The sequence below is a fragment of the Salmonella sp. NW645 genome (genome assembly GCF_051703725.1).
GTDB classification, from domain to species: domain Bacteria; phylum Pseudomonadota; class Gammaproteobacteria; order Enterobacterales; family Enterobacteriaceae; genus Salmonella; species Salmonella enterica.
Window position 1 is genome coordinate 20,935 of sequence record NZ_JAMMKR010000003.1, and the last position, 12,720, is coordinate 33,654.

The following is a 12,720-nucleotide window of genomic DNA, read 5'->3' on the forward strand; positions in this document are numbered from 1 at the left end:
GTTCACAAAATCATTACAATTAACCTACATATAGTTTGTCAGGTTTTATCCTGAACAGTGACACAGGTCACGATAACAACATTTTTTTAATTTTCAATCATCTGATTTGACAAACATTAAACAAAATTGTTACAAACAACACCAGAAAAAGCATATAATGCGTAAAAGTTATGGGGTCACTCTTTCACCTGTTAATAAGTTATGCAACAGTACAATGATATTGACCCATTCTTTCAGGACAGTTATTAGTGATAGACAGGTTACATTACTCGGATTGCTACGTTCCTGATTTGCTGCTAATTCGAAATTAATCAATCCGTTACCTGCAAGCGCCCATTGCTCTGTACCCAGGTCATCCCCTCTTTCACAGAGCGGCGAGCCAAATAACAAACTGGTAACGGTTGATTGATGCATACACAGAATCTTCCCTGCGCTAACGACAGGGAAGGTGACGTGGAGAAGGCAAGTCTGAGTTCCGGCAGTCTTAAGCAATAAGGCGCTAAGGAGACCGTAAATGGCTGATACAAAGGCAAAAATCACCCTTACTGGTGACACTGCTATTGAACTGGATGTGCTAAAAGGTACACTCGGTCAAGATGTTATTGATATTCGTAGTCTCGGTTCAAAAGGAGTTTTTACTTTTGACCCTGGTTTCACCTCTACCGCATCCTGCGAATCTAAAATCACCTTCATCGACGGCGACGAAGGCATTTTGTTGCATCGCGGTTTCCCGATTGACCAGCTTGCTACCGATTCCAACTATCTGGAAGTCTGTTACATCCTGCTGTACGGCGAAAAACCGACGCAGGAAGAGTATGACGAGTTCAGAACGACAGTCACCCGCCATACGATGATCCATGAGCAAATCACTCGCCTGTTCCATGCTTTCCGTCGCGACTCACATCCGATGGCGGTAATGTGCGGGATCACTGGCGCGCTGGCGGCGTTCTACCACGACTCGCTGGATGTGAACAATCCGCGCCACCGTGAAATCGCGGCGTTCCGCCTGCTGTCCAAAATGCCGACCATGGCGGCGATGTGTTACAAATATTCCATCGGTCAGCCGTTTGTTTATCCGCGCAACGACCTTTCCTACGCCGGTAACTTCCTGAACATGATGTTCTCCACGCCGTGTGAAACCTATGAAGTGAATCCGGTACTGGAGCGCGCGATGGACCGTATTCTGATCCTGCACGCTGACCATGAGCAGAACGCCTCTACGTCAACGGTACGTACCGCAGGTTCAAGCGGCGCCAACCCGTTCGCCTGCATTGCCGCCGGGATCGCCTCCCTGTGGGGACCCGCGCACGGCGGCGCAAACGAAGCCGCGCTGAAAATGCTGGAAGAAATCAGCTCTGTTAAACACATTCCGGAATTTGTTCGTCGTGCGAAAGACAAGAATGATTCTTTCCGCCTGATGGGCTTCGGTCACCGTGTTTACAAAAACTACGATCCGCGCGCCACCGTGATGCGTGAAACCTGCCACGAAGTGCTGAAAGAGCTGGGCACCAAAGATGATCTGCTGGAAGTGGCGATGGAGCTTGAGCACATTGCGCTGAACGACCCGTACTTCATCGAGAAGAAACTGTACCCGAACGTAGACTTCTACTCCGGCATCATTCTGAAAGCGATGGGCATTCCATCCTCCATGTTCACCGTGATCTTCGCCATGGCGCGTACCGTTGGCTGGATTGCACACTGGAATGAAATGCACACTGATGGCATGAAAATCGCCCGTCCTCGTCAGCTGTATACCGGCTACGATAAACGCGACTTTAAATCGGCGCTGAAGCGTTAATTGACAACCGGATGGCGACGCAACCCTCGCCATCCGTTACATTTTCCCTTTTTTCTTATCCTCATTATTTTATTCTTACCCCGTTACTCTCTATGATTAATTAAGGTTTCGCTAAATATCATTCAGGGAGCATGGAATGCCGATTCTGCAGTGGTTTTTGTTGTTCCTGTTATCGCTGCTCATTTCCCTTATTTTTCTCTATCTGCACCTTCCGGCGGCGATGCTGCTCGGTCCAATGATTGCGGGTATCGTGTTGAGTTTGCGAGGTAGTACGCTACAACTTCCGCGCGGTATTTTTCTCGCCGCACAGGCGATTCTCGGCTGTATGATCGCCCAAAATCTAACCGGTTCGATATTGACCACCCTCGCCCTCTACTGGCCGGTCGTGCTTTTAGTGTTGCTGGTGACGCTGCTTTCCAGCGCGATAGTCGGCTGGCTGCTGGTACGCTACAGCTCGCTGCCCGGCAACACCGGCGCATGGGGGTCATCGCCGGGCGGCGCAGCGGCAATGGTAGCGATGGCGCAAGATTACGGGGCGGATATCCGCCTGGTGGCGTTTATGCAGTATCTACGGGTACTGTTTGTGGCTGGCGCGGCGGTGCTGGTGACACGCCTGATACTCGGCGACAGCGCGGCAGCGGTCAGCCAACAGGTGATCTGGTTTCCGCCGCTTAGCGGTAATTTATTGACGACGCTGCTATTAGCGATCGTGGCGGGCATTGCCGGTCGCCTGATGCGTATCCCTTCCGGCACGATGCTGCTCCCCATGTTGGCAGGCGCGCTTCTCCATTCGCAAGGCATCATTGAGATTGAATTACCCGAATGGCTGCTGGCCGTGGCGTATATGGCGATAGGCTGGCGTATTGGGCTGGGTTTTGACAGACAGGTGTTTTTTATGGCGCTGCGGCCATTGCCGCAAATCTTATTGTCAATTTTCGCGCTGATGGCGATTTGCGCCGCGATGGCGTGGGGAATGGCTTACTACATGCAGATTGATTTTATGACGGCTTATCTCGCCACCAGTCCCGGGGGTCTGGATACGGTTGCCGCGATCGCGGCAGGAAGCAGTGCCGATATGGCGCTCATCATGGCAATGCAAACCCTACGGCTGTTCAGCATTCTGTTAACTGGGCCAGCAGTGGCCCGTTTTATATCAACCTATGCGCCCAGACAACCTTTGTAGGACTGATAAGCGTCGCGCCATCAGGCAATAGCCGCTCGCCGATGGCGGTTCCGGCTATTTCTGGCAATGCGGGCACCAGTAAAACGGGCGTGAGGACAGTGTTGTCTTTTCAATAATGCCGCCACACCGCTCGCACGCTTCGCCGTCACGGTGGAAAACCTTAAAGCGAAACAGTGCGCCATGATGCTTGTTTTCATCCGCCTGACCGCGAGTCGTGTAGGACAGGCGCGGAATATCCAACAGCGCGTGAGAAAGCGCATTCAGTTGCGCCTCGTTGAGATCTTTCGCTTTATGCTGTCCGGTTAACCCTACCTGCCAGAGGATTTCAACGCGCAGATAATTCCCCAATCCCGCCAGAAAGGCCTGATCCAGCAACAGTCCGGAAAATTGTCGGTTGCGAAAACGCGGCGACAGCAATCGAGCTTTAACCTCTTCCGGAGTGAGACGCGCGTCCAGCACATCCGGACCGACTCGCTGTAAAAAGGGGTGCGTCGTGAGCTGCTCTGCTGTCAGCATTTCGATATCAGACGCGCTATAAAGCAGTATAGTTTTATCCGCCGTTTGTAGCCTGACGCGCAATATACGCGTGGTCTGCGGTATTTCACCAGTGTCGATCACCCGCCATACGCCATAGAGTTGGTTGTGGCTGTAGAGCGTCAGGCCATTTGAAAAGTGGGTCAATAACGCTTTTCCCCGCGTCTCTATCCGGGTAACAATTTGACCGGTAAGCTGCGATTCATACGGTTTTAACTGTGCAAAGGCAAACCAGACATCGGTTAAGGGTTTGCCTTTGATTGCCGCCTCCAGATTATCCGCCGCACGACGAATTTCCGGGCCTTCAGGCATGATAATATCCTTTGTTAACAGTTGATTAATGGACTACCCCGCCTCTGACTGTCTGGAATGCACATCGAACGCCATAATGAACATCCACAGCCGTAATATAATAGCTTCAATCGTCGGGCTCTCAGGCTATAACGTGTATATTACGCGCATTGAACGCGGCGCGTAGCCTGCGTGCGAATGCAAGCGCATACTCGCCGTCGCCATGAATGCACACCGTTTGCGCCGTGACAGTCGTCCACACACCAGTAACACTTTTCACTCTCCCGGCTTGCACCATATCCAGCGTTTGCGCCAGCGCCTGCTCTTCGTCGTGAATCAGCGCGCCAGGTTGCGTGCGCGGCACCAGGCTACCGTCGGCCTGATAGCCGCGATCGGCAAACACCTCCTGCCGCGTCACCAGGCGATAGCGTTCACCGGCCCGGATCAGCTCACTTCCCGCCAGTCCAACCAGTATCAGTGACGGATCATAGTCGTGTACCGCTTTCGCAATCGCCTGTGCCAGACGGGGATCTTTCGCCGCCTGGTTATAGAGCATACCGTGCGGTTTAACATGGCGCATCACGCCGCCTTGCGCCTGAACAATCGCCCCCAGCGCGCCGATTTGGTACAGCGTCTGGGCGTATACCGTTTCCGGCGGTAAAACCATCGCCGTCCGCCCAAAATTATCCCGATCCGGAAAGCTGGGATGCGCGCCGATCGCCACGCCGTTTTTCAGCGCCTCGCGCACGCAGGTCAGCATGGTTTGCGCATCACCGGCGTGAAAACCACAGGCGATATTGGCGGAGGAGACCAGCGTTAATAATTCGCTGTCGCTGGCGCAACCTTCGCCCAAATCCGCATTTAAATCAATGTTCATGCTGAAGTCGCCAGGTAAGCTGTTCCAGATAGCGCTGACGCTCGCGTCGCGCGTTGAGCGCCTCTTCCAGCGAACATTGCACAAAATGGATCGGTTGCCCTAGCGGGATCTGCGCCAGATGGTACATATCTGCCTCGATGATGCAGGCAATGCGCGGATAGCCGCCAGTTGTCTGGGCATCATTCATTAGCACAATAGGTTGACCGTTGTAAGGCACCTGTACGACACCGGGCAGCAAACCGTGCGACAGCAGTTCGCGATCCGTTGTCCGCGTTAACGATTGTCCCTGCAAACGATAGCCCATGCGATTACTTTGCGGACTGAGTTGCCACGGCGAACGCCAGAACGCTTCTTGCGAGGCGCGATCGAATTCACGGTATTCCGGCCCCGGCAGCGCACGGATGCGATTCCCCCACAGTAACTGCTTCACGCCCTGCGGCCCGCTAAACTGTCGCGATGCTTTACCCGTCGCCAGCCGATCGCCATCTTTTAGCAGCCGTCCTTCCAGCCCACCGATACCGGACTTCAGATCGGTACTACACGATCCCATCACCTCCGGCACAGCAATACCACCCGCTACCGCCAGATAGCTACGCATCCCGTGAAGCGGTCGATGCAGCGTAAGACGTTGACCCGCTTTTACCAGCAATCGCCAGCCTGTCCAGACCGGTTGATCATCCAACTGCGCCTCGCAGCCTGCGCCGGTAAGAGCGAACCAGGTCTCATTTTCAAATTCGACAACCAGTTGACCGAGAGTGATTTCCAGCGCCGGGGCATTCGCATCGTTCCCGACCAGGAGATTAGCGGTCTGAAAGGCGGGTTTATCCAGCGCACCGCAGTGACTCAGCCCCGACTGACGAAAGCCGTGACGCCCGCTATCCTGCACGGAGGTGTAAATCCCCGCGCGAATAATATTCAGCATATTCCCTCCTTTTGCGGCACAAAGCGTACGCTATCGCCAGGGCGTAACAGAACCGGGAGCTCCCGCATCGGATCGAATAACTTCAACGGCGTGAGGCCGATCAGCTGCCAGCCGCCCGGCGTGGATAATGGATAAATCCCCGTCTGCGCGCCGCCGATGCCGACAGAACCGGCCGGAACCTGCAGGCGCGGCTCCGCGCGTCTGGGCATATGGAGCGGTTCTGGTAAATTCCCAAGATAGGGAAAGCCAGGCTGAAAGCCTAAAAACCAGACGACATACTCAACGGAGGCATGTAGCTCCACGACCTGCTTTTCACTCAAACCGCTGTGCCGTGCCACCGCCGCCAGATCCGGCCCGCCTGCGCCGCCATAGATCACCGGGATCTCAATCGAACGCGAGTCCGGCTCCAGCGCCTCGCTCTCTTCCCACCAGCGCTGCAGACGCTCAATCGCATCCAGCGCCAGGGTTTGCGGTTCCCGCAAGATCACGGTGATATTGTTCATCCCGGGAATGGCTTCCACCACGTTCGGCATATCGACCAGACGCTGCGTCAGACGCCAGATGCGTTTCTGGCTCGCCAGCGTAATCGGCGGTTCAAGTTCCAGGACGACCGCTGTTTCGCCTAACAGATAACAACGCGCTCGCTGCACTTTATTACCTCTCAGTTATGCCGGGTTAGGGATATCAATAAACGTCACATCCAACGCCGTGTTTTCGTTCAACCATTCGCTCAGGGCGCGAATACCGCCGCGTTCAGTGGCATGGTGCCCGGCGGCATAAAAATGCAGCCCCTGTTCGCGCGCGGAATGAATGGTCTGTTCAGACACCTCGCCGGTAATAAAAGCATCCACGCCGAAGCGGGCGGCGCTATCAATAAAACTTTGTCCGCCGCCGGTACACCAGGCGACACGCTGCACATTCTCTGGCCCGGTATCGCCGCACCATAGCGGTTTACGCCCCAGACGCGCTTCAATCCATGAGGCCAGTTCCAGCCCCGGCACCGGCATTGAGAGCTCTCCCCACGGCACCAGCGGCTCAATTTCTCCTTTCACGGTAATGCCCAATAGCGCCGCCAACTGCGCATTGTTGCCCAGCTCAGGGTGCGCATCCAGCGGCAGATGCCAACCGTAAAGGTTAATATCATTTGCCAGTAACGTTTTTAAGCGACGGCGTTTCATGCCGCGAATAACCGGAGACTCGCCTTTCCAGAAGTAACCATGATGAACAATGACCGCATCGGCCTGCAAACGCACCGCCTCATCGAGCAGCGCCTGACTTGCGGTCACGCCGGTAACGATTTTCTGTACCGTCTCTTTTCCTTCGACCTGTAAACCATTCGGCGCATAATCGCTTATTGCCGCACTGTTCAGCTTGTCGTTAATCAGTTGTTCCAGCTCGGTGTTTTTCATCATCGCTCCCTTTAACCCACGTTCTACTTTCCCGTTACGGGTTCAGTCTCCGTTAACATAGCCTCCCGTTAGCCGTTCGTCGATAAACATTTGTTTGACACATCAAGAAACAATCACCCCCGGGTTTGGCGCAAATTACTTAGCAAAACACGATCGGTTTCATGTATATTTATGCAATCAGAACGCATATTGCAGAAAAAATCAGTTCTGTATCATGTTGGTAACTTTAAGGAAACACGGCGATACGGCAGGCTTAATAAGCCCACAAAGAAAGGCATTATCTGAGAATGCCGCGTTCTTGCCGCAGCGTCTCTATCCCGGAAATACGATGAATAAACAAGCATCTCAACCCCGCGCTATTTACTACGTTGTCGCCCTGCAAATTTGGGAGTACTTCAGCTTTTATGGTATGCGCGCCCTACTGATTCTTTATCTCACCAATCAGCTAAAATACGACGATAACCACGCCTATGAGTTATTCAGCGCTTATTGTTCGCTGGTCTACGTAACGCCGATTCTTGGCGGCTATCTGGCGGATAAGGTGCTTGGCAACCGAATGGCAGTCATGCTGGGCGCATTTTTAATGGCGATCGGTCATTTAGTGCTGGGCGCCAGTGAGATCGCGCCGACATTCCTTTATCTGTCGCTGGCGATCATTGTCTGCGGCTACGGCCTGTTTAAATCGAATATTAGCTGCCTGCTGGGCGAACTGTACCAGCCTGAAGATCCGCGCCGCGACGGCGGGTTCTCGCTGCTTTACGCAGCGGGTAATATTGGTTCGATCGTGGCGCCTATCGCCTGCGGCTATGTGCAAGAGGAGTACAGTTGGGCGATGGGCTTTGCGCTCGCCGCCATTGGTATGCTGGCGGGGTTAGTGATCTTCCTGTGTGGAAATCGTCATTTCACCCACACCACCGGCGTGAATAAAGCCGTGTTGTGCGCCAGAAACTACCTGCTGCCGAACTGGGGCTGGCTGTTAATTCTGCTGGTAGCGGCGCCGTTGCTGATTACCGTTCTGTTCTGGAAAGAATGGTCTGTCTATGCCTTAATCGTGGCGACCGCGATCGGCCTGGTCGTGCTGGCAAAAATTTATCGCCAGGCGCAAACGGCCAAACAACGCAAAGAACTGGGGCTGATTGTCACCCTGACCCTGTTCAGTATGCTGTTCTGGGCGTTTGCCCAGCAGGGCGGCAGTTCTATCAGCCTGTATATCGACCGCTTTGTGAACCGCGATATTCTGGGCTATTCCGTTCCTACCGCCATGTTCCAGTCGGTGAACGCCTTTGCCGTGATGCTGTGTGGGGTCGTCCTGGCCTGGCTGGTTAAAGAGAGCGTAAGCGGTAATCGCACCGTGCGTATCTGGGGCAAATTCGCGCTGGGTCTCGGTCTGATGAGCGCCGGATTCTGTATTCTGACCCTGAGCGCACGCTGGTCCGCCGCTTACGGACACTCTTCAATGCCGCTAATGGTGCTGGGACTGGCGGTGATGGGCTTTGCCGAGCTGTTTATCGACCCGGTCGCCATGTCGCAAATTACGCGCATTGACATCCCCGGCGTCACCGGCGTATTAACCGGAATTTATATGCTGCTGTCCGGCGCGATAGCTAACTATCTGGCAGGCGTCATCGCTGACCAGACTTCGCAAAGCGCCTTCGACGCCAGCGGCGCGGTTAATTACGCCATCAACGCCTATGTGGATGTTTTTGAACAGATCACCTGGGGCGCGTTAGCCTGCGTAGGGGTTGTCCTGCTGATTTGGCTGTATCAGTCCTTCAAATTCAAAAGCCGCGCGCTGGCCGTCGAATCCTGATAGCAGAAGGCCCGGTAGTTTGCGCTACCGGGCCTGTATCACGCCCCTTTTCTCGCCGCCTCATAGGCGGAAAGCGTCGCGATTCTCGCCTGTTTGTGCTCCACAATAGGCCGAGGATAATCAAGCACGACTCCCGCTTTTTCCGCCCACCGCCACGGCTCGTGAATCGCTTTTCCAGGGATATCGCGTAATGCCGGTAGCCACTGGCGGATAAATTCGCCGTCGCGATCGAACCTCTCTCCCTGAGTCGTGGGATTAAAAATACGAAAATAAGGCGCGGCATCAGTACCGGTTGAAGCGGCCCACTGCCAGCCGCCATTATTGGCGGCAAGATCGCCGTCAATAAGCTGCGACATGAAATAGCGCTCCCCTAACCGCCAGTCAATTAGCAGATCTTTTACCAGAAAGCTGGCGGTAATCATGCGTAAACGGTTATGCATCCAGCCCGTCGCGTTAAGCTGGCGCATCGCCGCATCGACAATGGGATAACCGGTTTCGCCTTTCTGCCATGCCTGAAAATAGTGCGGGTTCTCCTGCCACGCGACGCGTTTTGTCCAGCGGATAAACGGCTGGTGTTTGCATAAAGCCGGATACCAGGTCATTAAATGACGGTAAAATTCCCGCCAGATGAGTTCATTCAACCAGACGCTTCCCGGTCCGCCGTCCAGAGCCTGCGGCTGCTCCGCCAGTAATCGGTGCAGGCACTGTCGCGGCGACAGTCCTCCCGTCGCCAGGCTGGCGGAAAGCCGACTGGTGCCTTCAACCGCAGGGAAATCGCGCCGTGACGCATACCCGTCTGCGCCCTGCGCGCAAAACTGACGTAGCTGCGCGATAACCGCGTTTTCTTCCACCGGGAAAAGCGCGGCGTCAAACGCCTGTTGCGGGTAGTTAAGCGAGACTGGCGTTAAGGGTGTAGAAAGCGCGCCGCTCACCCGGATCTTCGGGGCCGGAACGCATGGCGGAATATCCTCTTTTAGCCGTTTCAACCAGGCGTTTTTAAACGGCGTAAAAACTTTATACATTTCATGATTGCCGGTCATCACCGCGCCGGGCGCCAGAATCACGCTATCGTCAAAGCCTTCGCAGATGACAGATGGCAGCGTTTTTTCCACCGCCGCATCACGCTGACGCTCGTTAAACTCATACTGATAGTTATAAAACAGATGGCTGACGTCATGCTGTCGGCAAACGTTTTTGACCGTTTCAATACTGGCGTTAAAATCCGCCACTTCATGAAACAGCAGCGGAATCCCTTTCTCTGCAAGGGCCGTCTGTAGCGCGTTGAGCTGCGCGCTGATGAATGCCGCCTGCCGCGGCGCCATATCATGGGCCTGCCACTGCGCGGGGGTGGAAATATAAAGCGCCAGCACCCGCGCGGATGCATCGCGGCAGGCGGCGGCCAGCGCAAGGTTATCCTGTAAACGCAGATCGCGCCTGAACCAGACTAAATGGGTGGGCATACAACTCCTGAAAGATGAAACGTCATGGCGAATAGCGTTAAACAGTGTAGACCCTGGCGCATAAAAAAACCGCCAGCGTGGCGGCTGACGGTTTTTCAGGCTGGTCGCGATTAATAAAAGTCGCAGGTGGCTTTTTCAGCCTGCGCCATCCATACCGGCTTATCACTGGTTTTCGACCAGACACGGTGCAGATAACTATAAAAACGCGCGCGGTCTTTCCAGAAGAGCATCACCGGCAGCGCCAGCACGCCTGCGATCACCGCGAAAGCACGACGGGCAAAAATGACATGCGCCGGATAGTCTTTATAGTGTTCCATACGTTTTCCCCCTTTATACCGACGCTACCCGCCCCGGTATAGATTGAATCGGTGAATAGCACCGAAAAATTGAACCTCGTTACCTGATTAAAATAGTACCGCTTTCGGTGTAATTTTACTACTCATCCGACCACTTATTTTCACGCTTTTCCAGCAGATTTACATTCAAAGCGTAAATTAGTTACAAAAAGGTTAAATTAATACTAAACATTAGTTAAATAATGGTCTTTGCCATTTTTATACTTTTTTTACACTCCGCCCGCCAATTTTTGCGAAATCTTTGCAGCCAAAAAATTACCTTTCTCAGGAGTAAAACAATGCCACTGGAGGTGCTCTGTGAGTGCAGGCGTGATAACCGGCATCGTGCTGGTTTTCTTACTTTTAGGTTATCTGGTCTATGCCCTGATTAATGCGGAGGCGTTCTGATGGCCGCGCAAGGATTTTTACTGATCGCCAGTTTTTTACTGATTTTATTGGTACTGGCGAAACCGTTGGGTTCGGGCCTGGCAAGGCTCATCGCCGCCGTTCCGTTGCCGGGCGTGGCTGGCATTGAGCGTATCCTCTGGCGAACTCTTGGCATTACCGACCACGAAATGAACTGGCGTCAGTATTTACTGGCGCTACTGACGCTCAATCTGCTGGGACTGGGCATCCTGTTTTGCCTGCTGTTCTGGCAGGAGTGGCTTCCCTTAAATCCGCAGCGGCTACCGGGTCTGTCCTGGGATCTGGCGCTGAATACCGCCGTCAGCTTTGTCACCAATACCAACTGGCAAGCCTACAGCGGCGAAAGCACGCTGAGCTACTTTAGCCAGATGGCGGGGCTGACGGTGCAAAATTTCCTGTCGGCGGCGACCGGGATTGCGGTGGTTTTTGCACTTATCCGCGCCTTTACGCGCCAGAATGTGCACACGCTGGGTAATGCCTGGCAAGATCTGGTACGCATTACGCTATGGATATTATTTCCTGTCGCGTTAATTATCGCGCTGTTTTTTATCCAACAAGGCGTACCGCAAAACCTGTCGGCTTATCAGCCCATCACCACTCTTGAAGGCGCTAAACAACTCTTGCCGATGGGTCCGGTTGCTTCGCAGGAGGCGATCAAAATGCTTGGCACCAACGGCGGCGGTTTCTTTAACGCCAACTCTTCGCATCCGTTCGAAAACCCCACCGCGCTCACTAATCTGGCGCAGATGCTGGCGATATTTTTGATTCCAGCCGCGCTCTGTTTCGCCTTTGGCGAAGCGGCGGGCGATCGCCGTCAGGGACGCGCGCTACTGTGGGCAATGTCATTCATTTTTGTGGTCTGCGTAGCGGTAGTGATGTGGGCGGAAGTTCAGGGAAATCCACATCTGTTGGCGGCAGGCGCGGACAGTAGCGTCAACATGGAGGGTAAAGAAACACGCTTTGGCGTGCTGGCCAGCAGCCTGTTTGCCGTCGTCACGACCGCGGCGTCCTGCGGGGCGGTAAATGCCATGCACGACTCGTTTACCGCTCTGGGCGGTATGGTGCCGATGTGGCTGATGCAAATTGGCGAAGTGGTCTTTGGCGGCGTCGGTTCAGGGCTGTACGGCATGTTGCTGTTTGTCCTGCTGGCGGTGTTTATCGCGGGGCTGATGATCGGTCGCACACCGGAATATCTGGGGAAAAAAATCGACGTGCGCGAAATGAAAATGACCGCGCTGGCGATTCTGGTCACGCCGATGCTGGTCTTGTTGGGTTCGGCGCTGGCGATGATGACGGATGCCGGACGCAGCGCAATGCTGAACCCTGGCCCGCACGGTTTTAGCGAAGTGCTATATGCCGTCTCCTCTGCCGCCAACAACAACGGTAGCGCCTTTGCAGGTCTGAGCGCTAACTCGCCTTTCTGGAATTGTTTGCTGGCGTTCTGCATGTTCGTCGGCCGTTTCGGCGTGATTATTCCTGTCATGGCCATCGCCGGATCGCTGGTCAGTAAAAAAGTACAGCCGGCCAGTCAGGGAACGCTGGCGACCCACGGCGCGCTATTTATTGGACTGCTTATCGGCACGGTACTGCTGGTCGGCGCACTGACATTTATTCCTGCCCTGGCGCTTGGCCCGGTAGCGGAACATTTCTCTTTACCTTGAGCGATGCGGAGTAC

At 54.3% G+C, this 12,720-nt stretch carries 13 protein-coding genes; 6 read left to right on the forward strand and 7 right to left on the reverse strand.

Annotated elements, in window-relative coordinates:
* Positions 1-157 precede the first annotated feature (157 nt).
* The 3 genes from NA389_RS07265 to NA389_RS07275 all read left to right on the forward strand — a co-directional run bounded on the left by NA389_RS07265 (position 158) and on the right by NA389_RS07275 (position 2,981).
* Positions 158-289: a hypothetical protein gene (locus NA389_RS07265; protein WP_418142699.1), complete on the forward strand. Its 132-nt coding sequence runs from the start codon at positions 158-160 to the stop codon at positions 287-289.
* Between the two features lie 225 nt (positions 290-514).
* Positions 515-1,798: a citrate synthase gene (locus tag NA389_RS07270; RefSeq protein WP_000785811.1), complete on the forward strand. Its 1,284-nt coding sequence runs from the start codon at positions 515-517 to the stop codon at positions 1,796-1,798.
* Positions 1,799-1,934: 136 nt separating this feature from the next.
* Entirely contained in the window at positions 1,935-2,981 is a 1,047-nt protein-coding gene (locus NA389_RS07275; protein WP_001122054.1) for an AbrB family transcriptional regulator, read from the forward strand.
* A 54-nt stretch (positions 2,982-3,035) separates the two neighbouring features.
* Here NA389_RS07275 and nei read toward each other — a convergent pair whose 3' ends face one another.
* The 5 genes from nei to ybgI form a co-directional block, all read right to left on the reverse strand.
* On the reverse strand, positions 3,036-3,827 hold the full coding sequence (gene nei / locus NA389_RS07280) for an endonuclease VIII (protein ID WP_001113962.1): 792 nt from the start codon (positions 3,825-3,827) through the stop codon (positions 3,036-3,038).
* A 121-nt stretch (positions 3,828-3,948) separates the two neighbouring features.
* A complete protein-coding gene (gene pxpA, locus NA389_RS07285; protein ID WP_001017913.1) occupies positions 3,949-4,683 on the reverse strand; it encodes a 5-oxoprolinase subunit PxpA in 735 nt (244 codons plus the stop codon).
* Complete coding sequence (pxpC, locus tag NA389_RS07290) at positions 4,673-5,605, reverse strand: 5-oxoprolinase subunit PxpC (protein ID WP_000932036.1); 933 nt, start codon at positions 5,603-5,605, stop codon at positions 4,673-4,675. The genes pxpA and pxpC overlap by 11 nt, the downstream gene beginning before the upstream one ends.
* The gene (gene pxpB / locus NA389_RS07295) at positions 5,599-6,255 is read right to left on the reverse strand and encodes a 5-oxoprolinase subunit PxpB (protein WP_001188366.1); all 657 of its coding nucleotides are present in this window, start codon (positions 6,253-6,255) and stop codon (positions 5,599-5,601) included. The genes pxpC and pxpB overlap by 7 nt, the downstream gene beginning before the upstream one ends.
* Positions 6,256-6,270: 15 nt before the next feature.
* A complete protein-coding gene (ybgI, locus tag NA389_RS07300) occupies positions 6,271-7,014 on the reverse strand; it encodes a radiation resistance protein YbgI (protein ID WP_000798844.1) in 744 nt (247 codons plus the stop codon).
* Between the two features lie 328 nt (positions 7,015-7,342).
* On the opposite strand from ybgI, the gene NA389_RS07305 reads away from it, so the two are divergent.
* Positions 7,343-8,824 carry an MFS transporter gene (locus NA389_RS07305; RefSeq protein WP_001041123.1) on the forward strand — a complete coding sequence of 494 codons (1,482 nt, stop codon included), beginning with the start codon at positions 7,343-7,345 and terminating at the stop codon, positions 8,822-8,824.
* Between the two features lie 38 nt (positions 8,825-8,862).
* Here the strand turns inward: NA389_RS07305 and phrB are convergent, their stop codons facing one another.
* Together phrB and NA389_RS07315 are read right to left on the reverse strand one after the other, a co-directional pair.
* Positions 8,863-10,284, reverse strand: coding sequence for a deoxyribodipyrimidine photo-lyase (gene phrB, locus NA389_RS07310; RefSeq protein ID WP_001142021.1), 1,422 nt, complete (start codon positions 10,282-10,284; stop codon positions 8,863-8,865).
* A 110-nt stretch (positions 10,285-10,394) separates the two neighbouring features.
* Entirely contained in the window at positions 10,395-10,601 is a 207-nt protein-coding gene (locus NA389_RS07315; RefSeq protein WP_000401433.1) for a YbfA family protein, read from the reverse strand.
* Between the two features lie 336 nt (positions 10,602-10,937).
* Between NA389_RS07315 and kdpF the strand changes: the two genes are divergently transcribed.
* Both kdpF and kdpA read left to right on the forward strand, forming a co-directional pair.
* Entirely contained in the window at positions 10,938-11,027 is a 90-nt protein-coding gene (kdpF, locus tag NA389_RS07320; RefSeq protein ID WP_001670793.1) for a K(+)-transporting ATPase subunit F, read from the forward strand.
* Positions 11,027-12,706, forward strand: coding sequence for a potassium-transporting ATPase subunit KdpA (kdpA, locus tag NA389_RS07325; protein ID WP_000730068.1), 1,680 nt, complete (start codon positions 11,027-11,029; stop codon positions 12,704-12,706). Before kdpF ends, kdpA begins: the two co-directional genes overlap by 1 nt.
* Positions 12,707-12,720: the final 14 nt, after the last annotated feature.